Consider the following 25,756-nt stretch of genomic DNA (forward strand, 5'->3'; position numbering starts at 1 on the left):
GAGCTAGATGGGCTGGTTCTCCGACGTGATCGGCCGCCTCGGCGGCCGGTCCCCCGCGCCCGAGCCCGCGCTCGAGCTGCCCGCCCCGCCGACGTCGGCCGAGATCCTCGCCTCGGTCGAGCGCGTGGAGCAGCAGATCGAGGGGCGTGTGCCGCCTGCCGTCACGGCGCGCGTGCACCGCATCACCGGCACGGTCGAGGAGATGGTGCCGCGCCTCGACCGCCTCGGCGGCGGGTCGCAGCAGGCGCACACGGTCGTCGCGACGGCCACGAGCTACCTGCCCGAGGCCGTCGGCGCGTACCTGCGCCTGCCGCGCGACTTCGCCGACCGGCGGGTCGTCGCGCAGGGCAAGACGTCGCTCATGCTGCTGTGCGACCAGCTCGACCTGCTCGGCGTCACGCTCGACAAGATCTCCGACGCGGTCTCGCGTGCCGACGCCGCTGCGCTCGTCGCGCACGGCGCGTTCCTCGCGGAGAAGTTCCGCGACTCGTCGATCGCGCTCGACCCCGGGGCCGGCCAGGGCACGCCCCAGCCGCCGAGCGGCCCGACGTCGGAGCCCGGACGACTGGAGGCACCATGACCGGCCCGGTGACCCCGAGCCTCGCGGCGGCGCTCGACGCGCTCGACGCCGCGGCCCGCGCCGCGGGCGTGGACGAGGAGGCGGCGCGCGACGAGGGCGCTCGCCTCGCGGCGGCCGTCGCCGAGTCCTCCCCCGGCGCGCCCGCGGCGTGGCTCGCCGCGCTCGGGCACGACCCCGCCGCGACGGGCGCCTTCTTCACGGCCGCGTCGAGCGCGCGGCGCTGGCGCACGTCACCGACGGACGTGCTCGCCGCGCTCGGTGCCGCCCGCTCGAAGCACGCCGCCACGTACGGGCAGGCGCTCGCCGACGTCGCACGCGCTGCCGGGCACCTCGGCTCCCCCGGCCCGCACGTGGCCGGGGCCGCCGCGGCCACCGCCGCGGTGCAGCGTTCGGGCGGCGCCCCGGCGGTCGCCCCGGTGGCCGGCCGGGCCTCGTCGGGCCCGACGGCGCATCCCGCCGCGGGCGGTCCGGTCGCCGCGCGCGCGGCGACGGGAGGGGCGGACCCGTTCGACCTCGGCGACCTGCTCGCCGCGCAGGGCTCGCTCGACGCCCTGCGCCGGCCTGCGCCCGAGGTCCCGTCCGTCGCGTCGATCCTCGACGCGCTCGGCGTGCGCCCGGCCGCGGCACCGCCCGGGCCGACGCCCGCGTCGTCGAGCCCGACGACGTCGGGCGCGCAGGACGACGCGCCCGCGCCAGGCGCCGACGCCGCGGCCACGCGCTCCCAGGAGGCGACGGCGACCGAGGCCGCGGTCGCGGAGGAGCCGCCCCGATCGATCGAGGACCTGCTCGCCGAGCTCGACGCGCTCACCGGGCTCACCCGCGTGAAGGACGAGATCCACCGTCAGACGGAGCTGCTGCGCGTCGAGAAGCTGCGCACCGAGGCGGGGCTGACCCGCCCGACGCTGACGCGCCACCTCGTGTTCCTCGGCAACCCGGGCACGGGCAAGACGACGGTCGCGCGCCTCGTCGCGGGGATCTACCGCGCGCTCGGGCTGCTCGAGAAGGGCCACCTCGTCGAGGTCGACCGCTCCGAGCTCGTCGCGGGCTACCTGGGCCAGACCGCGGTGAAGACGTCCGAGGTCGTCGCCACCGCGCTCGGCGGCGTGCTGTTCGTCGACGAGGCGTACGGCCTCGCGGAGGACCAGTACGGTGCCGAGGCGATCAACACGCTCGTCAAGGACATGGAGGACCACCGCGACGAGCTCGTCGTCATCGTCGCGGGCTACCCCGGCCCGATGGCGGACTTCCTCGCGACGAACCCCGGCCTCGAGTCGCGGTTCTCCACGACCATCACGTTCGAGGACTACGCCGACGCCGAGCTGCGCGACATCTTCGCGGGCATGGCGGCGAGATCCGACTTCGAGCCGACGCCCGACGCGCTCGACGTGTTCGCGCGCCTCGCCGCGGCGCAGCCGCGCACCGAGGGCTTCGGCAACGCGCGCTGGGCACGCAACGTGCTCGACGCCGCGATCGCGCGCCACGCGTGGCGCCTCAAGGACACCGAGGCGCCGACGATCGACGAGCTCCGCCTCCTGCTGCCGGTCGACGTCGTCGACGGCGAGGGTGCCCCGGCGCTCCTCGCCACGCTCGACCCGCCGGAGAGCGACGACGACCAGGACGACGCACCGACCTCGGGCGCCCCCGCCGACGACGCGTCCGCCACCGCCCCCTCCACCGCCGAGGAGAACGCATGACGACCACCCCGGTCCGCCCTGCGGGCCAGCAGATCGTCCCCGCGGGCGGCCCTGCCCCGGGCAGCGCGCCCGGCCCGGCCGGCGCCCCCACCGGGGCACCGGGGGCCGGCGTGTCCCGCGCCCGTGGCGCCCTGCGCCGCACGCCCGGCAAGCTGCGGCTCGTCATGGCGCTGTGCGTGCTCGCCGCCGTCGCGCTCGGCGTGCTCGGCTTCCAGGCGGGCAGCGTCCAGTCCCGGGCGCTCGAGGCTGCGAGCAAGGACACCGCGCAGCTCGTCGGGGTCCAGGAGGTGCGCAACGCCCTCGTCGCGGCGGACGCGACGGCGACCGGCGCGTTCCTCGTGGGCGGCCTCGAGCCCGCCGACCAGCGCGCCCGGTACGACGACCTCGTGGACCAGGCCGCGAGCGGCCTGGCCACGCTCTCCGGGAGCAACGAGGGCGACGCGGAGCTGCTCGGCCAGGTCGCGGCCGACCTCACCGTCTACACCGGCCTCGTCGAGCAGGCGCGCGCCAACAACCGGCAGGGCTTCCCGGTCGGCTCGGCGTACCTCGACCAGGCGTCGACCATCCTGCGCGAGCAGATGCTGCCCGCGCTCGACGAGGTCGTGCTCGACGACGCCGACCGTGTCGCCGCCGACTTCTCGGGCGTCCGCAACGCGCTGTGGGTGCTCGCGGGCGGGCTCGTCGCGCTCGCGGTGCTCGTCGTGAGCCAGGTCTGGCTCGCGCGCCGCACGCACCGCGTGCTCAACGTCGGCCTCGCGGTCGCCACCGCCGTCGTGCTCGTCGTCGGCATCGTGTCGACGGTCCTCCTGGCCCAGGCGAGCTCGCGCGCGCAGGACGTCCGCACCGGCCCGTACGCCGCGACGCTCGCCGCGTCCCAGGCGTACTCGCTCGCCAACGACGCGAAGTCGATGGAGGCGTTCACGCTCATCAAGCGAGGGTCGGGGCAGGCGTACGAGGAGGCGTTCGTCACCGCCACGGACGACGCCACGTCGCGGCTCGACACCGCGGCGTCCGAGGGGATCCTCGACGGGTCGACCGCCCAGGCGCTCGACGCGTGGGTGACCCGGCACGCGGACATCCGGGCGCTCGACGACGCGGGCCAGTGGGACGACGCCGTCGCCCTCGCCACGGCGACCGACCCCGAGAGCCCCAACGCCGCGTTCGACGCGTTCTCCGCGTCCGCCCGGGACGACATCGAGACCAACGCGGCCGCGACGAGCGAGCGCCTCGACGGCGCGGCGACGACCGCGACCGTGGCGGGCTGGCTCCTGCTGGTCGCTGGCCTGATCGCCGCGCTGCTCGCGTGGCGCGGTGTGACCGCACGACTGGAGGAGTACCGGTGACCACGACGCTCGCCACCACCGACCGGTCCGTCCGGAACCGGCGCGCCGGTGCCCGTCGGCGCCGCACCGGCGTCGTCGCCACCGCGCTCGCCGCGGCGCTCGCGCTCGCCGCGTGCTCGGGACCGTCCGGCGCGGACGACCTCCGCCTCACCGAGGCACCGCAGGACGAGGCCGCCCAGGAGGCTCCGGCGGCGCCCGCCGCCCCCGCGGAGTGCGCGGACCCGCTCGCCTCCTACGCGCCCGAGGGCGCGCTGCCCGGTCCGGACGCCCTGCCCGGCGGGAGCACCATGGCGGCGATCCGCGACCGCGGCTCGCTCGTCGTCGGGGTCTCCGCCGACACGCTGCTCATGGGCGCGCGCAACTCGCTCTCCGGCCAGATCGAGGGCTTCGACATCGACGTGCTGCACGAGATCTCTCGCGCGATCTTCGGCGACCCCGACCGGCTCCAGTTCCGCGTGATCACCTCCGGCCAGCGCCTGGAGGTGCTCGAGAACGGCGAGGTCGACCTCGTCGCCCGTGCGTTCACCATCAACTGCGAGCGGTGGGAGTCCATCGCGTTCTCGGCCGAGTACTACCACGCGGGCCAGAAGGTGCTCGTCACGCGCGACTCGACCGCGAGCGGGATCGCGGACCTCGAGGGTCAGCGCGTGTGCGCGCCCGAGGGCACGACGACGCTCACGCGCCTCGAGCAGTTCTCCGGCATCGAGCCCGTCCCCGCCACGACCCACACGCAGTGCCTCGTGCTGTTCCAGCAGGGCAAGGTCGACGCGATCACGGGCGACGACACGATCCTCGCGGGCTTCGCCGCGCAGGACCCGTACGCGAAGGTCGTCGGCGAGGCGATCAGCGACGAGCCGTACGGGATCGGCGTCCCCGCGCAGAACGTGGACATGGTCCGGTTCGTCAACGGCGTGCTCGAGCAGATGAAGGCCGACGGGCGCTGGGCCGCGATCTACGGCGAGTGGCTCGGCGGGCTCGGCCCGGCCCCGACCCCGCCGACCGCGGTGTACGGCCGCACGCCGTGACCCGCACGACCGCACCCGAGGCGCCGGGACGGCTCGGCGAGGCGATCCCCGCCGCCGACCTCCTGGCGTACCTCGCCGCGCTCGAGACCTGGCTCGACGAGCGGCGCACGGAGCTCGACCGGCTCGACGCCGCCGCGCAGGCCGCCGCGACGCCCGACGTCTACACGGCCGACCTCGTGCTCGCGCTCTCGCTCTGGCAGGCGATCCGCACGCGCGCGGACGAGATCCGGCCCGTCTGGGACTCGGGCCGGGCGGACGCCGTCGCGCGCGAGAAGATCTCCCAGCTCGTCTGGGGGCGCCTCGACTCCGGGTCGGGCGCCGCGCTCGTCTCGCTGGTGGAGGCGGTGAAGCTGTGCGACGCGCTCGTCGTCCAGCTCCGCACCCGCCTGTCGTTCGACCCGCACACGGCCGACCAGGTCGCCCGCCTGCGCGGCGTGCGCGCCGAGCTCGTGCGCTGCGAGGACCTGGCCGGCTCCGACGCGGACGCGCGGGGCCGCGTCGAGACCTTGCGCGGGCGCCTCGACCACCTCGTCGCCCAGGCCGCGCGCGGGGCCGACGTCGCGGGCCCGCTCGCGGAGCTCGAGACCGAGGTCGCGCGGGCCGAGCGCGACCTCATCGTCGCGTCGGCGCAGCGCCGCGAGCTGCGCCGCGACCGCGCGCGGACCGAGGAGCAGCGCGAGGCGCTGGAGGCCCGCGAGCCCGCGCTGCGCGAGCTCGTCGCGCGGTGCCGGCGCGAGATCGCGCACCCGCCGCGGCTCGCGGTCCCCGATGTCTCGCGACTCGGGCCCGTCCCCGACTCCCGGTTCGAGCTCGACGCCTACGCGGCGCGGCTCGCGACCGTGGCCCGCGCCGTCGAGACCGTCGAGGACGCCTACACGCGGCCCCTGCGCGAGCGCGCCGAGCTGCGCTACAGCCTCGAGCGGCTCGCGGCGAAGGCCCGGGCCAACGGGCGGTCCGCGTCGCCCACCGTGCGCTCCGGCCACGTCGAGGCGCGCGACGCCGTCGAGGCCGTGCCGTGCGACGTGACGCTCGCCCGCTTCCTCGTCGAGCAGTACCAGTTCCTCACCCGCGACCTGCCCACCCCGGAAGGAGCGTCGTCGTGACCACCACCGCGACCGTCCCGTGCTCGGAGCCCGGCTGCCCGGGCACCATCGAGGACGGCTACTGCAACGTCTGCGGCGCGCCCGCGGGCGGCTCCGGCGGCACGCCGACGGGGACCTCGACCGGCACCACCGGCGCGCCGGTGCCCGGCTCGGCCGCCGCAGCGTCGCCGTCCGCGATGCTCGGCACGGGCTTCATCCAGGGCCGCCCCGGGACCGGGTCGGCGGCGGGCGCTGACCCCGATGCCGAGCGCTCGACCCGCACAGGCCGCACGAGCTCGAGCCGCCTCGCCACGGCCGCGCTCGGCTCGGCGCGGACCGCCGCGACCGGCTCGAAGGCGACGCGACGCGTCGGGACGTCCTCGACGCGCCTGCGCGGTCGCGGACTCGGCGCAGGTCTGACGACCGTCCCGTCCGTGCCCGCGCGCGACCCGCTGCAGTCCGTCATGGCGGTGCCCGAGGTCGCGGAGCGCAAGCGGTTCTGCCCCGCGTGCGGCGAGAAGGTCGGCCGCGGTCGCGACGGCCAGCCCGGCCGCACGTCCGGCTTCTGCCCGCACTGCGGCAACAAGTTCGACTTCACGCCGCAGCTCAAGCCGGGCGACCTGGTCGGCGGGCAGTACGAGGTCGTCGGCTGCCTCGCGCACGGCGGCCTCGGCTGGATCTACCTGGCCCGCGACCAGAACGTGTCGGGCCGGTGGGTCGTGCTCAAGGGCCTGCTCAACTCGGGCGACCCGGACGCCTACGCGGCCGCGATCTCCGAGCGGCAGTTCCTCGCGGAGGTCGAGCACCCCCTCATCGTCGAGATCTACAACTTCGCGATGCACGACGGCGCGGGCTACACCGTCATGGAGTACGTCGGCGGCGAGTCGCTCAAGGAGATCCTCCAGGAGCGCCGCGAGACGAACAACGGGGTCATCGACCCGATGCCGGTGGACCAGGCCCTCGCCTACGTCCTCGCGATCCTCCCCGCGTTCGCCTACCTGCACGACCACAACCTGCTGTTCTGCGACTTCAAGCCGGAGAACGTCATCCAGCAGGGCGACGGGGTCAAGCTCATCGACCTCGGCGGCGTGCGGCGCAGCGACGACCTCACCTCGGCGATCTTCGGGACCGTGGGGTACCAGGCCCCCGAGGTGGCGGAGGTCGGCCCGTCGGTCGCCTCCGACATCTACACGATCGGCCGCACGCTCGCGACGCTCGTCCTCGACTTCCGGGGCAACACGACGACGTACGTCGCGTCGCTGCCCCCGGTCGCGGACACGCCCGTGTTCCAGCAGTACGACTCGTTCTACCGGCTGCTCGCCAAGGCGTGCGCGCTCGACCCGGCGGACCGCTTCGCGACCGCCGACGAGATGCGCACCCAGCTCCTCGGGGTGCTGCGCGAGGTCGTGGCCGCCGACGCGGGCCCGGGCAACCCGGCGCTGCACTCGGCGGCGTCCGTGCTGTTCGAGGCGCCGGTCGCCGACGTGGCGGCCCGGCCGCTCGCGTGGGACGAGCTCCCCACGCTGCGTCGCGACGACCACGACCCGATGGCGAGCTGGCTCGCCGGCGTCAACGTCGTCGACCCGGACGCGCGGCTCGCCGCGCTCGCCGACGCGCCCGAGGACACGGTCGAGGTGCACCTCGCGCGCGCCCGCGCGGCGATCGAGGCAGGCCGGTTCGACGTGCTGCGCGGCACGATCGGCACGATCCTCGCGGACGACCCGTGGGAGTGGCGCGCCGCCTGGCTCGGGGGCCTCGGCGAGCTCGCGCAGGGCGACCCGGTCGCCGCCCGCGCGTCGTTCAACGCGGTCTACGGCCAGGTGCCCGGCGAGCTCGCGCCGAAGCTCGCGCTCGCCGCGGCCTGCGAGCTGAGCGCCGAGCCGGACATCGCGGAGTCGCTCTACGTGATCTGCGCGCGCACCGACGCCAACTACACCGCGCCCGCCGCGTTCGGGCTCATGCGCATCCGCGAGGCGCGCGGCGACCTCGACGGCGCCCTGCACGCGCTGGACCTCGTGGGGCCGACGCGCGGGTCGTACGTGGAGTCCCGCACGCTGCGCGCGCACCTGCTCGCCGAGTCGGGGCGCGGCCTGCCCGCGCTGGCGGACGCGATGGCGAGCGTCTCCGCGGTGTCGATCGCGCCGCGCGAGCGCGCCGAGCTGTCCGTCGGCGTGCTGCGCTCGGCCCTCGAGACCGTCACGCGGTCCGGGCCCGAGCCCACGACGCGGATCGCGGGCGTCCCCGCCGACGAGCCCGCGCTGCGCGACGCCCTCGAGGGCGCGTACCGCGAGCTCGCGTCGCTCACGGACTCGCGCGACGAGCGCATCACGCTCGTCGACCGCGCGAACGAGGTGCGACGGTGGACGGTCCGATGAGCGACGCCCCGGTGCCCGTGCCAGACCAGGCCGTGCCCGACCAGGCCGTGCCCGACCAGGCCGTGTCCGACCAGGCCGTCCCGGCACCGTCCGCGCTGCTCGCGTGCCCCGCGTGCGGCGAGCCGTCGCCCGAGGGTGCGCGGTTCTGCGAGGCGTGCGGCACGCCGCTCGCCCCGCTCCCCCACGCCGGGGGCCCGGCGGACGACGCGTCGGCCGGTCTCGGGGCGGAACGGCTCGCGCCGCCGGACGGCTCAGCCGCGCCCACGGACGGCTCCTCGGTGAGCGACGGGACCGCGCCGGGCAGCGCGACGGACCCCGGCGCCCGACCCTGCGTGCGGTGCGGGGGCCGCGTCGCCGAGGACGGGTACTGCACCGAGTGCGGCGAGCCCGCCGCCTCCGAGCGCGACCACTGGGCCGAGCGGCCCGCGACCTGGGTCGCCGGCGTGTGCGACCGCGGCGTGCGGCACTCCCGCAACGAGGACGCGATGGCCCTCGCCGCCAGCCCGTCCGCCGTGGCGGACCGGGCGTTCGCCGCGCTCGTCGTGTGCGACGGCGTCTCCTCCGCCCCCGACTCCGACGTCGCGAGCCTCGCGGCCGCGCGGGCGGCGCGCGACGTGCTCGCGGCCGGCGCCCCGGAGGGGAGCTCCCCCGTCGTCGGCGAGCCGACGGCGCGGGTCGCCGCCTGGTCGGCGCTCGTCGGGGACGCCTCGCGCGCCGCGCAGGACGCGATCCTGACGACCGTGGGCGCGATGGCCGACCGCGAGAACCCGCCGTCGTGCACGTTCGTCGCCGCCGTCGTGGACGGCCCGCTCGTCGTCACGGGCTGGGTGGGCGACTCGCGCGCCTACTGGATCCCGGACACGGGCGAGGCGCACCAGCTCAGCGTCGACGACTCGTGGGCGCAGGAGATGATGGCGCAGGGCATCCCCCGCGCCCAGGCGGAGAGCTCCCCCCAGGCCCACGCGATCACGCGCTGGCTCGGCCCCGACGCCCCGGATCCCGTCGCCCGGACGGCCGCGACCTTCCCCGACCGCGACGGCTGGGTGCTGGTGTGCTCCGACGGCCTGTGGAACTACTGCTCCCCCGCCGTCGACCTCGCGGCGCTGCTCCACGCCACCCAGGAGCGGGTCGGCCACGACCCGCAGACGGTGGCGAGCGCCCTCGTGGACTGGGCGAACGCCCAGGGCGGCCGCGACAACATCACGGCGACGCTCGCGCGGTTCGACCGGTCCTCGGACCCGGACTCCCCGGAGCTCGACCCGGACCTCGAGACGACGATCCCCACCGCCTGACGCGGGCCTCGCACCGCGGTACGACCCCACCCACGCGCGACCCGCCCACGACCCGATAGCCTGCACGAACACCCGCACCACCGAAGGAGCCCCCATGGCCGAGTTCGCCGCCGAGGTCTACCAGAACGAGTTCCTGTCCGAGGGCGCGACGGACGTCCACGCGATCGTCACCGTGACGTGCACGGGGGCCGGGAGCGCGGGGAGCGTCGGCGGCGCGGGCGGGGTCGCCGAGATCATCATGGTCGACACCTCCGGGTCGATGTCGGGCCGGAACATGGAGGCCGCGAAGCACGCGGCCCAGGTCGCCGTGGACCAGATCCTCGACGGCACGTGGTTCGCGATCGTCGGCGGCAGCCACGTCGCCAACCGCGTCTTCCCCTACCCCAACGCCCGCATGGCGATGGTCCAGATGGAGCCCGGCGCGCGCGCCGAGGCGAAGCGCGCGATCTCGATGCTCACGCCCGGGGGCGGCACCGCGATGAGCACGTGGCTGCGCCTCGCCGACCAGCTCTTCGCGACGGTGCCGCAGGCGACCCAGCGGCACGCGATCCTCCTCACGGACGGCAAGAACGAGTCGGAGCCGCGCGCGAACCTCTCCGCCGCGGTCCGCGACGTCACCGGGCACTTCCAGTGCGACGCGCGCGGCGTCGGCTCGCGCTGGCAGGTCGACGAGCTGCGCGAGATCTCGACCGCGCTGCTCGGCTCGGTCGGCCTCATCGCGGACCCGAACGAGATCGCCGCCGACTTCGAGAAGCTCATGCAGGCATCCATGGCCCGGGGCGTGGCCTCGGCCGACCTCCGCGTCTGGGCCCCGCAGGGCTCCCAGGTGCTCTTCGTGCGGCAGGTCGCGCCGACCGTCGAGGACCTGACCCATCGCCGCGCCGAGGTCAACCCGCTCACGGGGTCGTACCCGACCGGGTCGTGGGGTGACGAGTCGCGCGACTACCACGTCGCCGTGCGCGTCGCGTCGAAGCCGGTCGGCTCCGAGCAGCTCGCGGCGCGCGTCCAGCTGGCGGTCAACGGCGAGGTCGTCTCCTCCGGCCTGGTCAAGGCCAAGTGGTCCGACGACGAGTCGCTCACCACGCGCATCAACCCCGAGGTCGCGCACTACACGGGCCAGACCGAGCTCGCCGCGGCCATCCAGGAGGGTCTCGCGGCCAAGGCGTCGGGCGACGAGGCGACGGCGACCGTGAAGCTCGGGCGCGCCGTGCAGCTCGCGCAGCAGACGGGCAACGACGAGGCGACGTCGCGCCTGCGCAAGGTCGTCGACATCGACAACGAGGAGCAGGGGACGGTGCGCCTCAAGCGCAACACCTCGACCCTGGACGAGATGGCGCTCGACACCGCCTCGACGAAGACGACCCGGGTCCGCCGGTGAGCGCCGTCGTCTGCCCCAACGGGCACCCGTCCGAGTCGACCGACTACTGCGACGTGTGCGGCGAGCCGATCGGCGCCGCGTCGCCCCCCGCCGCGTCTGCGCCGAGCGGCGCGACGCCCGCGCCGGGCGGCACCCCCGCCCCCGCGACGACCCAGCCCGTCCAGTGCCCGAACTGCGGGTCGCCGGCGGCCGGCGGCGCGCTGTTCTGCGAGAACTGCGGCTACGACTTCACGACGGGCGCCCTGCCCGACCCGGTCGACCCGCCGTCCGCGCTCTCGCTCGACCCGCCGTCGCGCCCGACGCCGCCCGCGGCCCCCGTCCCGGGCACGCCCTCGGCGCTCACGCCGCCCCCGTTGCCGGCCTCCGCCGCGACCCCGGCGTCGTCGTCCACCCCGCCGCCGCTGCCCAGCGCGGCCGCGCCCACCGCACCCGAGGCGGGCGCCGCGGGCGAGCCGGCCGCTCCGGGCGAGCCCGCGCCGTCGGGCACCCACCTGCCGACACCTCCGGTGCCGGGACCGGACCAGTGGGTCGTGGAGATCTGGATCGACCCCGACTGGTACACGGCGCAGCAGCCCGAGGACCCGATGCCCTCGGCGGGCCTGCCCGGCCTCGTCGTGCTGCGCGAGCGCAGCGTGCTCGTCGGGCGCCCGTCGGTGTCGCGGGGCATCCACCCGCAGGTCGACTGCGGCGCGGACACCGGCGTCTCGCGCCGGCACTGCCAGCTCAGCACGGACGGCCAGCGGTGGTGGGTCGAGGACCTGCAGTCGTCGAACGGGACCTACGTGAGCCCCGCGGGCGAACCGCTGCCGACGGACCCGGTCCCCGCCGGGCAGCGACGCGAGCTGTCCGACGGGGACCGGATCTACCTCGGCGCCTGGACGCGGCTCGTCGTCCGCAAGGCACTCCCGGGCGAGGTCTGAGCGGGGCTCAGCCCTCGCTCGCCCGAGGCTCGGCCTCGGCCGTGATCTGCGTCGCCGCACCGCTGCCCGCACGGTGCGCGACCTCGATCCGGCGGGGCCGGGCCTCCTCCGCGACGGGGATGGTCAGCGACAGCACCCCGTCCTCGTAGGACGCCGAGATCTTGTCGAGCGCGAGCCCGCGCCCCACCGTGAGCTGGCGGGCGTAGGTCCCCGAAGGCCGTTCGCGCGCGAGCCACTGGACGTCGGGGTCGGTCCGCTGGCTGCGCTCGGCGCGGATCGTCAGCGTCCGGTCCTCGACGGACACGTCGATCGTCCCCGGGTCGACGCCCGGAAGGTCCATCGTCAGGACGTAGTGTTCCCCCGCCCGGAACAGGTCGAGCGGCATACCACCCGACGCCGACGCGGCGGTCGTGCGTGCCCCGGACGCGAGCTGGCCGACCAGCCGGTCCATCGCGTCGAAGGTGGTCGTGAACGGGTCGGTCATCGCAGCCACACCTCTCACCTCCCTCGTCGGTCGGTCCCGGACCGTCCGGGACCGGTCGGTGCTCCCGCGAGGTAGGCACCTCGCAGGCGGCTACACGACTGTTCTAGCACTCTCCCCCGGGGAGTGCCAAGAGGTCGTCGCGCATCCCGGCCGAGGCCATCCGGAAGCACGTTTGTCGGCTTCCTCGGGTTCCGCCGCCCGTCGGCGCGATCCTGTTGGGGGAACCCTCCAACCGCTTGTGCGATTCGTGCACGCGACGCCACCGCGGTCGTCCGCGCCGCCGTCGTCGCGCACCGCCGCGAGTCGGGAGAGTGGACGTGGCCACGACGGGTCGAGCACCGACCCGCCACGACGACGCAGGGAGCGCCATGACCGACGCATCGACCGGGACGACCGCGGGGACGCCCCGGACCGCCACGACGACCCCCGCCCCGGCGGCCGGGACCCGCGGACCGCTCGCCCTCGACGCAGGCGACGCGGCGCGCGTCGCGACGTTCGCGGCGCTGATCGCGGCGCTCGGGATGCCGGGCTCGATCGCGTTGTTCGGGAACGCGGTCCCGATCACCCTCCAGACGCTCGGTGTCATGCTCGCGGGCGCGATCCTCGGTGCGTGGCGCGGCGCGCTCGCCGTCGCGACGTTCCTCGCGCTCGCGGCGGCGGGGCTCCCGGTCCTCGCGGGCGGGCGCGGCGGCCTCGGGGCGTTCGTCGGCCCGTCCGCCGGCTACCTGGTCGGGTTCCTCGTCGGGGCGGCGGTCGTGGGCTGGCTCGTCGACCGGCTGCGCCGGGTGACGTTCGTCGGCGTGCTCGTCGCGTGCCTCGTCGGCGGGGTTGCGGTGGTCTACGCGTTCGGCGTGCCGGTCCAGTCGCTCGTCACGGGGGTGCCGCTCGCGACCACCGCGCAGCTCTCCCTCGCGTTCGTGCCCGGCGACGTCCTCAAGGCGCTGGCCGCCGCGGCGATCACCGTCGGCGTCGTGCGGGCGTACCCGGCCGCGCGACGGTCGGGCCGCTCCGCAGGCCGTCCCGCGGCCGCCGGCCGCGCGTCCTCCTGACACCTGCGAGAGTGTCCGCGTGCCCGTCGCCCACCAGGTCCTGACGCACGCCGCCGACCCGGCGGCGCGCGACCGTCCCGCCCTGCGCACCCCCGAGCGGTCGCGCACCTACGCCGCGCTCGCCGCGGACGTGCGCGCGGGCGCGACGCACCTCGCCGCGACGGGCACGCGTCCCGGCGACCTCGTCGCCGTGTCCCTGCCCGACCCGCTGGACCTGCTGACGGCGGTCCTCGCCGCCGACCACGCGGGCGCGACGCCGCTCGTGTGCGACACGGCGTGGCCGCGCGCGCACCGCGCCGAGGTCCTGCGCACGCTGGCCCCCCGCACGTTCGTCGAGGTGCCGCTGCCGCGCGGGACCGGCGCCGTCCCCGACCTCGTGCCGGGACTCGCCCCGCAGCGGGGCGCGAGCCCCGGCACGGGCCACGCGCCCGCCCCGGACGACCTCGCGTGGGCGGGCTTCTCGTCGGGCAGCACCGGCCGGCCGCGCGCGGTCGTGCGCACCCGCGCGTCGTGGGCGGGGTCTTTCGACGACGTCACGCGGCTCCTCCGCCTCCGCCCCACCGACACCGTGCTCGTCCCGGGGCCCCTCGCGTCGTCCCTCTACTGCTTCGCCGCCGTGCACACGCTCGCCGTCGGGGCGTGCGCGTACCTCACGCGGACCCCGGCGGCCACGACCTCCGCGCTCGCGAGCAGCGACGTCGTGCACCTCGTGCCGCAGGTCCTCGACGACGTGCTCGACGCCGTCGCGGCGGGAGCGCCGTCGCGGCTGCGGCACGCGGTCGTCGGCGGCGCGTCCCTCGCCCCGGGGGCGCGGTCGCGCGCGGCGGCTCTCGGCATCGACGTGCTCGCGTACTACGGCGCGGTCGAGCTGTCGTTCGTCGCCTACGACCCCGACGGGTCGGGGCTGCGCGCGTTCCCGGGGGTCGACCTGGCCGTGCGGCCGCTGCCCGCGGCGAGCGTCGGTGAGGTCTGGGTCCGCTCGCCCTGGGTCTCGCGCGGGTACCTCGCGCGTGCCACGGGCCCGCTGCGCCGCGACGGCGCGTGGAGCACCGTCGGCGACCTCGCCGACCCCCTGCCCGAGCCCGCGCCGGGCGCCGCGCCCGCGTCGGCGCCCGGCGGGGAAGCCCGTGCCGGGCTCGTGCTGCGCGGCCGCGGGGACGGGGCGATCCTCACCGGCGGGTCGACCGTCGTGCCCGAGGACGTCGAGGTCGTGCTGCGCGCCGTGCCGGGCGTCCGGGACGTCGTCGTGCTCGGGACCGCGCACCGTCGCCTCGGCGCGGTCGTGAGCGCCGTCGTGGAGTGCGACGACCGGCCGGGGCTGCGCGCCCACCTGGAGCGCGTCGCGCGCGCGGCCCTCGCCCCGGCGCAGCGGCCGCGGCGCTGGTACGGCACGCGCGCCCTCCCCCGGACGCCGTCGGGCAAGCCCGCGCGCGGGGCCGTGAGCGAGGCTTTGCGCGGGACCGACCCGGCACGGTCGGGCCTGGAGCCGCTGCGATGAGACCGGGCCGAGGTGCGGCGGACGACACGCCCGTCGTGGTCGCGGCGCGCCGCACGTGGGTCGGGACGGCCGGGCACGGGCACCGGTCGCTGTCCGAGGTCGACCTCGCGGCCGCGGCTCTCGGCGCGACGCTCCACGACGCGCGCGCGGTGGGGGTCGCGGACGACGTCGTGGACGTCGTCCTGGGATGCTGCACCGGGCCGGGCGGGAACGTCGCCCGCGTCGCGGCGCTCGCCGCGGGCCTGGGCGTCGCCGTCCCGGGCCTCACCGTCGACCGCCAGTGCGCCTCCGGCCTCGCGGCGGTGCTCCTCGCCGCGCAGCAGGTCCGCGCGAGCGACGCCGGCCTGGTCCTCGCGGGCGGGACCGAGAGCGCGTCGCGCGCCCCGGCGCGCTCGCACCGCACGGCGTGGGGCGACGTGCCGTACGCGCGCGCCGCGTTCGCGCCGACGCCCTGGGCCGACCCCGGCATGGGCGCGGCCGCCGACGAGCTCGCGCGCCGCCGCGGTGTGACCCGCGAGCGCCAGGAGGCGTACGCGCTGCGCAGCCACGCGCGCACCCTGGCGGCGCACGCGGGCGGGCGGTTCGTGGCCGAGACCGTCCGGGTCGGCACGCCGGGGAGGTCGCTCGCGCGCGACGAGCGGGCCCGGCGCCTCGACGCCGCGGTGCTCGCCCGGCTGTCGCCCGCGTTCACGCCCGGCGGCACCGTCACCGCCGCCACCGCGAGCCCGGTGAGCGACGGCGCGGCGACCGTCGCGGTCGTGCCCGAGCGCGTCCGGCGCGGCCTCGGTGCCCCCGGCCTGCGCGTGCTCGCGTCGGCGACGGTCGGCTGCGACCCCGCCCTGCCGGGGTGGGGTCCGGTCCCCGCGGTGCGCGCCGCGCTGGAGCGTGCGGGCGCGCGGCTCGACGACGTCGCGGCGGTCGAGGTCGTCGAGGCGTTCGCCGCGCAGGTCCTCGCGGTGACCGACGCGCTCGGCCTCGACCCGCTCGCCGACCCCGCCGACGACGCCCGCGTGTGCGCGGACGGCGGCGCGCTCGCACTCGGGCACCCGTGGGGCGCGAGCGGCGCCGTGTCGGTCGTGCGGCTGTTCTCCCGGCTCGTGCGCGCGGGCGCGCCGGCCGGGACGCTCGGCCTCGCGACGGCGGCGGTCGGGGGCGGGCTGGGCGTCGCGGCCGTGCTGGAGGTCGTCCGGTGATCCCGAGAGCCCGGGCCCGGCAGCGGCGACGAGACGCCGTCGGGGGCGCCCCGACCGCTCCGGTGGAGACGCCCGGCGCGATCCCCGGGACCGGCACGTCGGACACTCCCGGCCCGGAGGCACCCGGGCCCGGCTGCACGGTCCGGATCGAGGACGTGCACGTCCGCCTCGGCGAGCGGGACGTGCTCCGCGGGATCGACCTCGAGCTGCGCGAGCGGCGCGTGGGGATCGTCGGGGCCAACGGCTCCGGCAAGAGCACGCTCGCGCGCCTGCTCAACGGGCTGGTGGTACCGACGTCGGGCCGCGTCCTGGTCGACGGGCTCGACACCTGGCGCGACGGCGCGGCGGTCCGCAAGCGCGTGGGGTTCGTCTTCACCGACCCGGACGCCCAGATCGTGATGCCGACCGTCGCGGAAGACGTCGCCTACTCGCTGCGTCGCCGTGCTCCGGCCGAGCGCGACGCGCTCGTGCGCACGGCCCTCGCCGCGCGCGGCCTGGCGGACCACGCGGACCATCCCGCCCACCTCCTCTCGGGCGGGCAGAAGCAGCTCCTCGCGCTCACGTCCGTGCTCGCCGCGGGGCCGCGGCTCGTCGTCGCGGACGAGCCCACGACGCTCCTCGACCTGCGCAACACGCGGCGGTTCGCCGCCGAGCTCGCGGCGCTCCCCCAGCAGGTCGTGCTCGTCTCGCACGATCTCGCGCTCATGGACGTGATGGACCGCGTGCTCGTCGTCGACGACGGTCGGGTCGTCGCGGACGACGAGCCGGGCCCCGCCGTCGCGCACTACCTGCGCCTCGTCGACGGGGCGCCGCCGTGACCCCGGGGACGTACCGGCCGGGGAGGTCGGCGCTGCACCGGGCCCCGGCCGGGGCCAAGCTCGTGGGCCTCGCGCTGGCCTCGGCCGTCGTGCTCCTCGTGTCGTCGCCGGCGGGGGTCGGCGCGGTGGTCCTCGTCGTCGGTGCGCTCTACGCGGTCGCGTGCGTGGGCCCAGGCGCGGCGTGGGACCAGGTCCGGCCCCTGCGCCTGGTGGCGCCCGTGCTCCTCGCCGTCCAGTGGTTCGCCCTGGGACCGGTGCCGGCGGTCGTGCTCACGACCCGGCTCGTCGCGCTCGTCGCGCTCGCGGGGCTCGTGCTGCTCACGACCCGGACGTCCGCCGTCCTCGCCGCGATCGAGCGGGGGCTGCGGCCGCTGCGCCGCCTCGGCGTCGACGTCGACCGCGCGGCCCTCGTCCTGTCGCTCGCCGTGCGCTGCGTCCCCGTCGTCGCCGCCCTGGCCCAGCGCGTGCGCGACGCCTGCCGGGCGCGTGGCCGTGAGCACGACGTCCGCGCCTACGCGGTCCCGCTCGTCGTCGGCGCCCTGCGCCAGGCCGACGCGCTCGGCGACGCGCTGCGCGCCCGCGGCCTCGACGACTGACTGCCGTTCCCGCCGTCGTGCCGAGGGAGAGCCGTGGTCTCGCGAGGTGGAGCCGTGGCCAGGACCAGACCTCTACCTCGGCGTACCAGGCCTCTCCCTCGCCGAGAGGCCGCTCTCATCGGGTCGCAGGTTCGCCGGTGGCGCGGTGGCCCCGGAGGGAGACGACCGCGGCGACGAGGATGCCGACCACGGTCACGACGAGCAGGGCGCGGTAGTCGACGGCGCCCACGAGGGCGGCGCCGACCACGGTCAGCACGAGCTGCGGGACGTTGACGAGCAGCAGGCTCGCCGCGGCGACGCGTCCCTGGAGCCCCGGAGGCGTGCGAAGCTGCCGCTCGGTGACGAAGCCGACGATGGACCACGTCGCGCCGAGCCCGACCGCGCCCAGCCCGAGGACGATCGCGACGGCGCTGGTCCCCGTCGCGGGGACGATGCCGAGCGCGAGCACGAGCAGTCCCAGCGCGACGAGCCGCTGCGCGCCCCACCGCGCGACGAGTCGGGCCGCCGTCAGCCCCGCGACGATCGCGGTGAGGGCCTGGACGGAGGAGATCGGGCCCAGCAGCGCCGCGGGCAGGCCGAGCCCGTCCTCGACGATCGCGAGGCTGACCGCGTTCAGGAGCCCGACCCCCGCGAACGCGACGAGCATGGCGAGCGTGAGCACGCCGAGCGGCGCCGTGCGCACGAGGTGGCGGAAGCCCGCCGTCAGCTCGGCCAGGTACGGCTCGCGCTCGGCGGCGGGGGTCGGCGGCGTCTCGACGAGCCGGATGCGGCCGATCACCGTGCCCGCGACCGCGAACGCGACCGAGGCCGCGACCACGAGGGGCCACGCGCCCGCGAGCGCGTACGCGCCCGCGCCGACGACCGGCATGAGGAGGCGGAAGACCTGGTCGATGGTCGTGAGCCGACCGTTCGCGGGGGCGATCGCCTCGTCCGGGAGCATGTCGCGCACGAGGCCGGCCTGGGCCGCCGCGGTCGCGAACCCGACCCCCGAGTAGACGACCGTCACCACGAACACGAGCCAGACCTGCTCGGGCCCGCGGACCGCGAGGAGGGCGAGCAGGCTCACCGCGCCGACGAGGTACGTGACGACGAGCATCCGCCGTCGCGACACCCGGTCCGCGAGCTGCCCGAGGAGCGGGGACGCGAGCGCCGGCAGGCCGAGCGCCGCGAACACGAGCCCGGCGGCGCCGTTGGAGCCCGTGAGGTCCTTGACCCACACGGCGAGGATGATCGCGAGGACCGAGTCGGCGAAGTTCGTGAACCCCCACGCGACCGACAGGAGGCGGAAGGGGCGGGAGCGCAGCGCGGCGCGGGGGTCCGGGACGTCGCCGGGAGCAGCGGCGGGGACGGTCGTGGCGACGGTCTCCTCGGCCGCCGCGGGGACGTCCTCCGGCGCGGTCCGTGCCGTGACGGCCGTCGGCTCGGGAGGCGTGCTCATCGCGGGGCCTCCGGGAGGTCGGCGTTGACGATCGAGAAGAGGCGCGCGCGACGCGCTCCCGCGGGACGGAGCGACGGGTCGTCCCAGCGTCCCCGGAAGCGGTCCGTGAGCGCCTCGACCTCGCGGGCGAGCGCGTCGAGCTCCTCGCGCGTGGCGTAGAAGGACGCGCCGGTCATCGTCGAGGCGAGGAGCCACTGCGGGTCGTCGGCGGCGGAGCCGGCGAGCCACGCCCGGACGCGCGCCGTCTCCTGGTCCAGCATGAGGGTCGCCACCGCGCCCGCGGCGTGCAGGGACTCCGGCACGTCGGGGTCGAACTTCGTCTGGCGTCCGCGCCCGACGGAGCGCCACGGCCGCTCCTTGCCGCGCCGCTCCGCGGGCTCGACGTACCCGTACTTCGCGAGCATCCGCAGGTGGAAGGAACAGCTCGCGACGGACTCCCCCGTCACCTCGGCGCACCGGGTCGCGGTGACCTCGCCCTCGTCGTCGAGCAGCGCGAGGATCCGCAGGCGCAGCGGGTGGGCGAGCGCCCGGATCGTCGCCGGGTCGGTCGCGACGACCTGCCCGGGCTCGGGCCGCGGGCCGCGCGGGAGGCGGTCCGACGACGCCGGGCCGGTGTCGGTCGGGACGGCCGCGGCGTCCGGCGAGCCGGCGGGCGGGTCGGCTGGTGTGCTCATGCCCGCCACGCTAGTTCACGAAAGAGTTCTTGCGCAAGAGTTCTTTAGTAAGCGTCTGCCGCTCCGGGATCCTCCCGGCGCGCGACCACGAGGTCGTGGACGCGGCTCACCGCGACCACGACGCCGAGCACCGCCACGGCGAGCGACAGCCCCGCCAGCACGTCGGTGAGGAAGTGGTAGCCGAGGTAGAGCCGGCTCAGCGCCACGGCACCGATCACCACGACCGACGCCGCGGCCCAGACCGCCAGGACACGGCCGTCGTGGTGGCGGTGCCACACCAGGTAGCCACCGACGAGGACGAGCGTCGCTGCCCCGATCGTGTGACCGGACGGGAAGGAGAACGAGCGCTCCACCCCGGCGACGACCATCGAGACGTCGGGCGGCCGCGGCCGCGCGATCGCGGCCTTGAGCACCGTCGAGACCAGCGTCGCGAGCACCATGGCCCCCGCGAGCAGCCCGGGTTCCCACCACGTCCCCGTGCGGCGCGCCCACACCAGGCACCCCACCGCGACGAGGACGGGCAGCACGAACGGGCCAGACACGGTCGTGACCACCGTCAGGACGCCCGTCGCGACCGGGGTGCGGTGCGCGACCATCCACGCGAGCAGCGGCTCGTCGAGACGCCACAGGTCGTCCTGGTCGCGGACCGCGTCCAGGAGGAGCGCGAACCCCGCGACCCCGGCGAGCACCAGGAGCACGCCCGGCCACACGCTCGCCAGAACCTCGCGCGCGGACACGCCGCGCCGTTCGCCCGCCGTGCCGCGTGCCTGCCCGTCTGCCGCGCTCATCCCCGGAGGCTACGCACGGCGGGCCGACGGCGCAGCGCGACCGTCCGCCGTCGGGCACCAGGGCACCCACCCGACGCTCGTGGCGAAAAAGGGATGCACCGCCCACGACGACCGTGGTCGTATGTACCCACACCGCGGTGACGTCCGTCCGGTCCGTACCGGGCGGTGGAGGGTCCGGCCAGACCCACGAACCCAGCGTCACGAGAGCAGACCATGCATCCCTTGATCACGTACGACGTGGCGGCCCTCAGCCGTCGCGAGCAGCTGCAGGAGCAGACCCTGCGCCGGTCGCAGCTGCGCCGCACCACGACCCGCGTCCCGGCGAACACCCGGCAGGCCCGCCTGCCGCGCCGCACCGCATGACGCGCACCGACCGCTCGCCGCGCCGGGGACCTTCCCCGACAGGCGGCGGCGCACCTCGCCGAAGGCCCCGACCGTCCGGACCCCCGTGGACCGGACAGCCGGGGCCTTCGTCGTGCGCGCCGCGGCTAGGCTGTGGCGCGTGAGTCCTGTGAACGCGAACGAACGCATCGTCTGGATCGACTGCGAGATGACCGGGCTGGACCTGGGCGCCGACGCCCTCGTCGAGGTCGCCGCCGTCGTCACCGACTCCGAGCTCAACGTGCTCGGCGACGGGGTCGACGTGCTGGTCCGCCCTCCCGCCGAGGCGCTCGAGCAGATGGGCGACTTCGTCCGCCAGATGCACACGACCTCCGGGCTGCTCGACGAGCTCGACGAGGGCCTGACGCTCGCCGAGGCCGAGCAGCGCGTCCTCGACTACGTCCGCACGTGGGTCCCCGAGCCGGGCAAGGCACCGCTGGCCGGCAACTCCGTCGGCACCGACAAGGGCTTCCTCGACCGCGACATGCCCGCGCTCATGAGCCACCTGCACTACCGGATCATCGACGTGTCGTCCGTCAAGGAGCTCTCGCGCCGCTGGTACCCGCGCGCGTACTTCTCGTCGCCGGAGAAGCACGGCGGTCACCGCGCCCTCGCGGACATCCTCGAGAGCATCGACGAGCTGCGCTACTACCGCGCCGCCGTGTTCGTCCCCCAGCCCGGTCCCGACTCCGCGACGGCGCGCAAGGTCGCCGAGCAGGTGGTGGCGACGAGCGTCACGCGCGGTCGGACCCGACCCGCCGACGACGCCGAGACCTCCGTGGCCACCGTCACAGGGTCCGCCGACTCCTGACCTCGAAAAGCGGTCCGGGAGCCCCTCCCGGACCAGGTACACTTTTCGACGGCCGGTGCTTCACGCGCCGGTCATGGTGGGTATAGCTCAGCTGGTAGAGCACCTGGTTGTGGTCCAGGGGGTCGCGGGTTCAAGTCCCGTTACTCACCCCAGACGGCGAGGGCCGGTCTCCGAGACGGAGGCCGGCCCTCGCCGCGTCTCCCCGGTGCTCGGCGCCCGTGTCAGGCGGTGCGGTGCGAGGCGACGGCGAGCACGCCGCCCAGGCCGATCATCATGCCGCCGCCCGTCGCGCGGACCGCGCTCAGGCGCCGGGGCGACGAGGCGAACCACGACCGCGCCGCTCCCGCCGCGAGCGCCCACGCGCTGTCGCAGACGAACGCGATCACCGTGAAGACCAGCCCGAGCACCATCATCTGGGCGGGCACGCGACCGGCGTGGAAGTCCGTGAACTGCGGCAGGACCGCGACGAAGAACACGATGGTCTTCGGGTTCGTCACGCCGACGACGTAGCCCTGCCGCACGACGCGCCACCACGGCTCGCGCACAGGCGCGACCGCGACCGCGACGGCCCTCTCCCGCCGGTGCCGGATCGCCTGGACGCCGAGGTAGACGAGGTAGGCCGCGCCGACGAGCTTCACGCTCGTGAACACCGCGACGGACGTCGCGACGACGGTCCCGACCCCGAGCGCCACGGCGGCGACGAGCGTCAGCGCGCCGAGCTCGTTGCCGAGGACGCTCAGCACCCCGCCCCGGTGCCCGAGCGCCAGCGACCGGCCGACGACGAAGAGCACGCTCGGGCCGGGGACCACGACGAGCACCAGCGAGGCGAGCGAGAAGGCGAGCAGGGATTCGAGGTGCGGCACAGCGCCACGATAGGCCCCGACGTGACGAGCGTCACGGGAGATTCACGCGCGGCCCGCGGCGGACCCACGGGGCGTGCCACGACGCGAAGCCGACGTACCGGTGCGAGTGCGACGTGTCGGTGGTTCGTCGTACGGTCTGTGAGACGCGAGGCATTGCGCTTGACTGGCCGAACCGCGGTCGTGGTTGGGTGGAGGCCGTTTACCGACTGTCGGGAGGCAGCGCCCCATGATCGAGTTCCGATCGGTCACCAAGACGTACCCCGACGGCACGGCGGCGGTCGCGGACTTCGACCTGGTGATTCCGCCCCACCGCACGACGGTGCTCGTCGGGTCGTCCGGGAGCGGCAAGACGACCCTCCTGCGCATGATCAACCGCATGGTGGAGCCCACGTCGGGAACGATCGAGATCGACGGCGCCTCCATCCTCGACCGGGACCCCGTGAAGCTGCGCCGCAGCATCGGCTACGTGCTCCAGAACGGCGGGCTCCTCCCCCACCACAAGGTCGTCGACAACGTGACGACGGTCCTGCGCCTCGAGGGCACGCCGCGCCGGCAGGCGCGCGACCGCGCGCTCGAGCTGCTCGACACCGTGGGGCTCGACCGGGCGCTCGCGGACCGCTACCCCAGCCAGCTCTCGGGGGGGCCAGCAGCAGCGCGTCGGCGTGGCGCGCGCGCTCGCCGCGGACCCGAACATCCTCCTCATGGACGAGCCCTTCGGGGCCGTCGACCCGATCGTGCGCGCCGAGCTCCAGACGGAGACGATCCGGCTCCAGCGCGAGCTGGAGAAGACGGTCGTCTTCGTCACGCACGACATCGACGAGGCCTTCCTGCTCGGCGACCAGGTCGTCATCCTCGAGAAGGGGGCGCAGGTGGCCCAGATCGGGTCGCCCAGCGAGATCATCGAGAACCCTGCGAGCGAGTTCGTCGCGAGCTTCATCGGGGCGGAGCGCGGCGCCCGGGCGCTGCACACGAAGCGCACGGAGCACGGGACCGTGCTCGTGGACGGCACCGGCCGCACGCAGGGCGTCCTGGTCGACGACCACGTCGAGGGCAGCGCATGACCTGGGTCCTGGACAACCTCGACCTCATCGGCCGCCTCACGGTCGAGCACCTGAGCCAGTGCGTGCTGCCCATCGTGCTCGGGTTCCTCGTCTCGATCCCGCTGGGCTGGCTCGCCTTCCGGTTCCGCCTCACGCGGGGCCTCGTGCTCACCCTCGTCGGGCTGCTCTACACGATCCCGTCGCTCGCGCTGTTCGCGCTGCTCCCGCCGCTCCTCGGCATCAGCTTCCTCTCCGAGCTCAACCTGGTCGTCGCGCTGACGATCTACGCCGTGGCGATCATGACCCGGTTCGTCGCGGACGCCCTGGCCTCGGTCGACCCGACGGTGCGGCAGGCGGCCCTCGCGGTCGGGTACGGGCCGTGGCGCCGCTTCTGGCAGGTCGACCTCCCGCTCGCGGGCCCGGTCGTGCTCGCCGGGCTGCGCGTCACGGCGGTGTCGACCATCTCGCTCGCGACGGTCGGCATCCTCATCGGGATCGACAACCTCGGGTACCTCTTCACCAACGGCTACCAGCGGCAGATCGTCGCCGAGATCCTCTCGGGCGTCGTCGCGGTCGTCGTCATCGCCCTGCTCGTCGACCTGCTGCTCGTGCTCGCCGGGCGAGCGGTCATGCCCTGGTCCCGGAAGGTGCGCGCATGAACCTGTTCTCCGACGCGATCGCCTGGATCTTCTCCCCCGACCGGCTCACGGGCGCGCTCCCCCTCCCCGAGGCGATCTGGACCCACCTCGCGTTCACGTTCGTCTCGGTGCTGATCGCCGCGGCGATCGCGATCCCCGCGGGGTGGGCCATCGGCCACACCGGACGCGGGCGGGAGTTCGCGGTCGCCCTCTCGGGCGCGGCCCGTGCGGTCCCGTCCTTCGGGCTCGTCCTCCTCCTCGTCCTCGTCCTCGGCGTGACCCACAAGATCGCGGCGTCCACGACGGCGTTCGTCCTGCTGGCGATCCCACCGATCCTCGCGGGCGCCTACGCGGGCGTGGAGGCCGTCGAGCGGCGCGTCGTCGACGGCGCCCGGTCCGTCGGCATGACCGGGTGGCAGGTGCTCTTCAGGGCCGAGGTGCCGCTCGGGCTCCCGCTGCTCATCGGCGGGCTGCGTTCCGCGACGCTCCAGGTCGTCGCGACCGTGACCCTCGCGGGGTACGTCGGCAACTGGGGCCTCGGCTTCTACATCGTGCAGGGCATCCAGATCCGCGACTTCTCCCAGATCCTCGGCGCCGCCCTCCTCATCGTCGTCCTGGCCGTCGTGCTCGACGCGCTGTTCGCGATCCTCCAGCGGGTCGTCGTGCCGCGCGGCGTGACCGCGGGCCGCTCCTCGGACGACGAACCTGCCCGGCGGCGCCGCCGCCGGGTCCCCGCACCGACCACCGCCTGACGCGCGGCCCCGACGGCCGTACCGCCCACCGCCAGACCGACCTCTCCCACTCCCTCCCGGTCCCCGGGACGGCCCTCAGAAAGGCAGACACATGCGCACCACCCGACGCACCGCCGCCCTCGTCGCCGCCGCGGCGACCGCCGTCCTCGCTCTCACCGCCTGCGGCGGCGGGTCCGACCCGCTCGACGCCGACACCGGGACTTCCGACGGTGGGAGCGCGGCGTCCGACACCATCGTCGTCGGCTCCCAGGCGTACTACTCGAACGAGATCATCGCCGAGATCTACGCCCAGGCGCTCGAGGCCGAGGGCTTCACGGTCGAGCGGAACTTCTCGATCGGCCAGCGCGACGCCTACATGCCGGCGCTCGAGAGCGGCGAGGTGCAGCTCTTCCCGGAGTACACGGGCAACCTGCTCCAGTTCTTCGACCCGGAGACCACGGCGACGTCCCCCGACGACGTGTACGCCGCGCTGCAGGAGGCCCTGCCCGACGGGCTCACCGTCCTCGACCAGTCGAGCGCGACCGACCAGGACTCGTACAACGTGACCGAGGCGTTCGCCACGGAGCACGACCTCACGAGCATCGCCGACCTCGCGGGCCTCGACGTGCCGCTCACGCTCGGCGGGCCCGCGGAGCTCGAGCAGCGCCCCTACGGCCCGCAGGGCCTCAAGGACGTGTACGGCGTCGACGTGTCGTTCGTCGCGACGGGCGACACGACCGTGCAGGACCTCGTCGCCGGCACGGTGAACGTCGCGAACGTGTTCAGCGCCGACCCGCGCATCCAGACCGAGAAGCTCGTGACGCTCGAGGACCCGGAGAGCCTGTTCCTCGCCTCGAACGTCGTGCCGCTCGTCAACGCGGACATCGCCGACGAGATCGCGGACGTCATCAACCCCGTCAGCGCGGCGCTCACGCCCGAGGGCCTCGTCGCCCTGAACGTGCAGTCCACGGAGGACCAGCGCTCGCCCGAGGACATCGCGGCGGACTGGCTGTCGGAGAACGGCCTGGCCTGACGAGGATCGGACTCTCCGGAGCGCGGCCCGGG

Annotated in this window: 24 protein-coding genes, 1 tRNA gene and 1 pseudogene; 21 read left to right on the forward strand and 5 right to left on the reverse strand. The window is 75.7% G+C overall.

Translation table 11 applies throughout. The features are described from left to right. The first annotated feature begins 7 nt into the window (after positions 1–7). The 9 genes from FB00_RS12175 to FB00_RS12215 all read left to right on the forward strand — a co-directional run bounded on the left by FB00_RS12175 (position 8) and on the right by FB00_RS12215 (position 11,689). Complete coding sequence (locus FB00_RS12175; RefSeq protein WP_047233197.1) at positions 8–580, forward strand: hypothetical protein; 573 nt, start codon at positions 8–10, stop codon at positions 578–580. After that, complete coding sequence (locus FB00_RS12180) at positions 577–2,274, forward strand: AAA family ATPase (RefSeq protein WP_047233198.1); 1,698 nt, start codon at positions 577–579, stop codon at positions 2,272–2,274. Before FB00_RS12175 ends, FB00_RS12180 begins: the two co-directional genes overlap by 4 nt. Beyond that, positions 2,271–3,617: a hypothetical protein gene (locus tag FB00_RS12185; protein WP_052877632.1), complete on the forward strand. Its 1,347-nt coding sequence runs from the start codon at positions 2,271–2,273 to the stop codon at positions 3,615–3,617. The genes FB00_RS12180 and FB00_RS12185 overlap by 4 nt, the downstream gene beginning before the upstream one ends. Then, complete coding sequence (locus FB00_RS12190; protein ID WP_047233199.1) at positions 3,614–4,642, forward strand: glutamate ABC transporter substrate-binding protein; 1,029 nt, start codon at positions 3,614–3,616, stop codon at positions 4,640–4,642. Before FB00_RS12185 ends, FB00_RS12190 begins: the two co-directional genes overlap by 4 nt. Continuing rightward, a complete protein-coding gene (locus FB00_RS12195) occupies positions 4,639–5,745 on the forward strand; it encodes a hypothetical protein (RefSeq protein ID WP_047233244.1) in 1,107 nt (368 codons plus the stop codon). Before FB00_RS12190 ends, FB00_RS12195 begins: the two co-directional genes overlap by 4 nt. Beyond that, entirely contained in the window at positions 5,742–8,099 is a 2,358-nt protein-coding gene (locus FB00_RS12200) for a serine/threonine-protein kinase (RefSeq protein ID WP_047233200.1), read from the forward strand. Before FB00_RS12195 ends, FB00_RS12200 begins: the two co-directional genes overlap by 4 nt. Further along, positions 8,096–9,391: a protein phosphatase 2C domain-containing protein gene (locus FB00_RS12205; protein ID WP_082141261.1), complete on the forward strand. Its 1,296-nt coding sequence runs from the start codon at positions 8,096–8,098 to the stop codon at positions 9,389–9,391. Before FB00_RS12200 ends, FB00_RS12205 begins: the two co-directional genes overlap by 4 nt. 94 nt (positions 9,392–9,485) lie before the next feature. Next, positions 9,486–10,769 (forward strand): VWA domain-containing protein, encoded by a 1,284-nt coding sequence (locus FB00_RS12210; protein ID WP_047233201.1) that lies wholly within the window; start codon positions 9,486–9,488, stop codon positions 10,767–10,769. After that, complete coding sequence (locus FB00_RS12215; protein ID WP_047233202.1) at positions 10,766–11,689, forward strand: FHA domain-containing protein; 924 nt, start codon at positions 10,766–10,768, stop codon at positions 11,687–11,689. The genes FB00_RS12210 and FB00_RS12215 overlap by 4 nt, the downstream gene beginning before the upstream one ends. Positions 11,690–11,696: 7 nt before the next feature. Here the strand turns inward: FB00_RS12215 and FB00_RS12220 are convergent, their stop codons facing one another. Next, positions 11,697–12,182 (reverse strand): Hsp20/alpha crystallin family protein, encoded by a 486-nt coding sequence (locus FB00_RS12220; protein WP_369799805.1) that lies wholly within the window; start codon positions 12,180–12,182, stop codon positions 11,697–11,699. Positions 12,183–12,541: 359 nt separating this feature from the next. Between FB00_RS12220 and FB00_RS12225 the strand changes: the two genes are divergently transcribed. The 5 genes from FB00_RS12225 (at position 12,542) to FB00_RS12245 (ending at position 17,327) form a co-directional block, all read left to right on the forward strand. Then, positions 12,542–13,222, forward strand: a complete 681-nt coding sequence (locus tag FB00_RS12225; RefSeq protein ID WP_047233203.1) for a biotin transporter BioY — start codon at positions 12,542–12,544, stop codon at positions 13,220–13,222. A gap of 19 nt (positions 13,223–13,241) precedes the next feature. After that, positions 13,242–14,720, forward strand: a complete 1,479-nt coding sequence (locus FB00_RS12230; RefSeq protein ID WP_047233204.1) for a class I adenylate-forming enzyme family protein — start codon at positions 13,242–13,244, stop codon at positions 14,718–14,720. Then, positions 14,717–15,913, forward strand: a complete 1,197-nt coding sequence (locus tag FB00_RS12235; protein ID WP_047233205.1) for a thiolase family protein — start codon at positions 14,717–14,719, stop codon at positions 15,911–15,913. Before FB00_RS12230 ends, FB00_RS12235 begins: the two co-directional genes overlap by 4 nt. Before the next feature lie 146 nt (positions 15,914–16,059). After that, positions 16,060–16,731, forward strand: a complete 672-nt coding sequence (locus FB00_RS12240; RefSeq protein WP_047233247.1) for an energy-coupling factor ABC transporter ATP-binding protein — start codon at positions 16,060–16,062, stop codon at positions 16,729–16,731. Next, on the forward strand, positions 16,728–17,327 hold the full coding sequence (locus FB00_RS12245; RefSeq protein WP_047233206.1) for an energy-coupling factor transporter transmembrane component T family protein: 600 nt from the start codon (positions 16,728–16,730) through the stop codon (positions 17,325–17,327). The genes FB00_RS12240 and FB00_RS12245 overlap by 4 nt, the downstream gene beginning before the upstream one ends. Positions 17,328–17,442: 115 nt before the next feature. Here the strand turns inward: FB00_RS12245 and FB00_RS12250 are convergent, their stop codons facing one another. From FB00_RS12250 to FB00_RS12260, 3 genes are read right to left on the reverse strand one after another with little or no spacing between them, the layout of a single operon-like run. After that, on the reverse strand, positions 17,443–18,765 hold the full coding sequence (locus tag FB00_RS12250) for an MFS transporter (protein WP_052877633.1): 1,323 nt from the start codon (positions 18,763–18,765) through the stop codon (positions 17,443–17,445). Further along, a complete protein-coding gene (locus FB00_RS12255; protein WP_082141262.1) occupies positions 18,762–19,439 on the reverse strand; it encodes an ArsR/SmtB family transcription factor in 678 nt (225 codons plus the stop codon). Before FB00_RS12255 ends, FB00_RS12250 begins: the two co-directional genes overlap by 4 nt. Before the next feature lie 44 nt (positions 19,440–19,483). Then, the gene (locus FB00_RS12260; protein ID WP_047233207.1) at positions 19,484–20,227 is read right to left on the reverse strand and encodes a phosphatase PAP2 family protein; all 744 of its coding nucleotides are present in this window, start codon (positions 20,225–20,227) and stop codon (positions 19,484–19,486) included. 222 nt (positions 20,228–20,449) lie between these two features. Here FB00_RS12260 and FB00_RS22050 point away from each other — a divergent pair, with 222 nt between their 5' ends. From FB00_RS22050 to FB00_RS12270, 3 genes are all read left to right on the forward strand, one after another. Beyond that, positions 20,450–20,590, forward strand: a complete 141-nt coding sequence (locus FB00_RS22050; RefSeq protein ID WP_156186391.1) for a hypothetical protein — start codon at positions 20,450–20,452, stop codon at positions 20,588–20,590. A 187-nt stretch (positions 20,591–20,777) separates the two neighbouring features. After that, complete coding sequence (orn, locus tag FB00_RS12265) at positions 20,778–21,419, forward strand: oligoribonuclease (RefSeq protein ID WP_369799806.1); 642 nt, start codon at positions 20,778–20,780, stop codon at positions 21,417–21,419. 76 nt (positions 21,420–21,495) lie between these two features. Further along, positions 21,496–21,571: transfer RNA gene (locus FB00_RS12270), tRNA-His, on the forward strand. 69 nt (positions 21,572–21,640) lie between these two features. Here the strand turns inward: FB00_RS12270 and FB00_RS12275 are convergent. Then, the gene (locus FB00_RS12275; protein WP_047233209.1) at positions 21,641–22,282 is read right to left on the reverse strand and encodes a LysE family translocator; all 642 of its coding nucleotides are present in this window, start codon (positions 22,280–22,282) and stop codon (positions 21,641–21,643) included. Positions 22,283–22,508: 226 nt separating this feature from the next. Here FB00_RS12275 and FB00_RS12280 point away from each other — a divergent pair. From FB00_RS12280 to FB00_RS12295, 4 genes and pseudogenes are all read left to right on the forward strand, one after another. Further along, positions 22,509–23,343, forward strand: a pseudogene (locus FB00_RS12280) (ABC transporter ATP-binding protein). Then, positions 23,340–23,981, forward strand: a complete 642-nt coding sequence (locus FB00_RS12285; protein ID WP_047233210.1) for an ABC transporter permease — start codon at positions 23,340–23,342, stop codon at positions 23,979–23,981. The pseudogene FB00_RS12280 and the gene FB00_RS12285 overlap by 4 nt, the downstream one beginning before the upstream one ends. After that, positions 23,978–24,712: an ABC transporter permease gene (locus FB00_RS12290; RefSeq protein WP_047233211.1), complete on the forward strand. Its 735-nt coding sequence runs from the start codon at positions 23,978–23,980 to the stop codon at positions 24,710–24,712. Before FB00_RS12285 ends, FB00_RS12290 begins: the two co-directional genes overlap by 4 nt. A 91-nt stretch (positions 24,713–24,803) precedes the next feature. Beyond that, on the forward strand, positions 24,804–25,724 hold the full coding sequence (locus tag FB00_RS12295) for an ABC transporter substrate-binding protein (protein ID WP_047233212.1): 921 nt from the start codon (positions 24,804–24,806) through the stop codon (positions 25,722–25,724). Positions 25,725–25,756 lie beyond the last annotated feature (32 nt).

The sequence above is a fragment of the Cellulosimicrobium funkei genome (genome assembly GCF_001019615.1).
GTDB lineage: Bacteria > Actinomycetota > Actinomycetes > Actinomycetales > Cellulomonadaceae > Cellulosimicrobium > Cellulosimicrobium cellulans_E.

Coding starts and splice junctions, on each gene's coding strand:
- FB00_RS12175 (WP_047233197.1), top strand. CDS start 8: ATGGGCTGGTTCTCCGACGTGATCGGCCGCCTCGGCGGCCGGTCCCCC.
- FB00_RS12180 (WP_047233198.1), top strand. CDS start 577: ATGACCGGCCCGGTGACCCCGAGCCTCGCGGCGGCGCTCGACGCGCTC.
- FB00_RS12185 (WP_052877632.1), top strand. CDS start 2,271: ATGACGACCACCCCGGTCCGCCCTGCGGGCCAGCAGATCGTCCCCGCG.
- FB00_RS12205 (WP_082141261.1), top strand. CDS start 8,096: ATGAGCGACGCCCCGGTGCCCGTGCCAGACCAGGCCGTGCCCGACCAG.
- FB00_RS12210 (WP_047233201.1), top strand. CDS start 9,486: ATGGCCGAGTTCGCCGCCGAGGTCTACCAGAACGAGTTCCTGTCCGAG.
- FB00_RS12225 (WP_047233203.1), top strand. CDS start 12,542: ATGACCGACGCATCGACCGGGACGACCGCGGGGACGCCCCGGACCGCC.
- FB00_RS12235 (WP_047233205.1), top strand. CDS start 14,717: ATGAGACCGGGCCGAGGTGCGGCGGACGACACGCCCGTCGTGGTCGCG.
- FB00_RS12250 (WP_052877633.1), bottom strand. CDS start 18,765: ATGAGCACGCCTCCCGAGCCGACGGCCGTCACGGCACGGACCGCGCCG.
- FB00_RS12255 (WP_082141262.1), bottom strand. CDS start 19,439: ATGAGCACACCAGCCGACCCGCCCGCCGGCTCGCCGGACGCCGCGGCC.
- FB00_RS12260 (WP_047233207.1), bottom strand. CDS start 20,227: ATGAGCGCGGCAGACGGGCAGGCACGCGGCACGGCGGGCGAACGGCGC.
- orn (WP_369799806.1), top strand. CDS start 20,778: ATGACCGGGCTGGACCTGGGCGCCGACGCCCTCGTCGAGGTCGCCGCC.
- FB00_RS12285 (WP_047233210.1), top strand. CDS start 23,340: ATGACCTGGGTCCTGGACAACCTCGACCTCATCGGCCGCCTCACGGTC.
- FB00_RS12290 (WP_047233211.1), top strand. CDS start 23,978: ATGAACCTGTTCTCCGACGCGATCGCCTGGATCTTCTCCCCCGACCGG.
- FB00_RS12295 (WP_047233212.1), top strand. CDS start 24,804: ATGCGCACCACCCGACGCACCGCCGCCCTCGTCGCCGCCGCGGCGACC.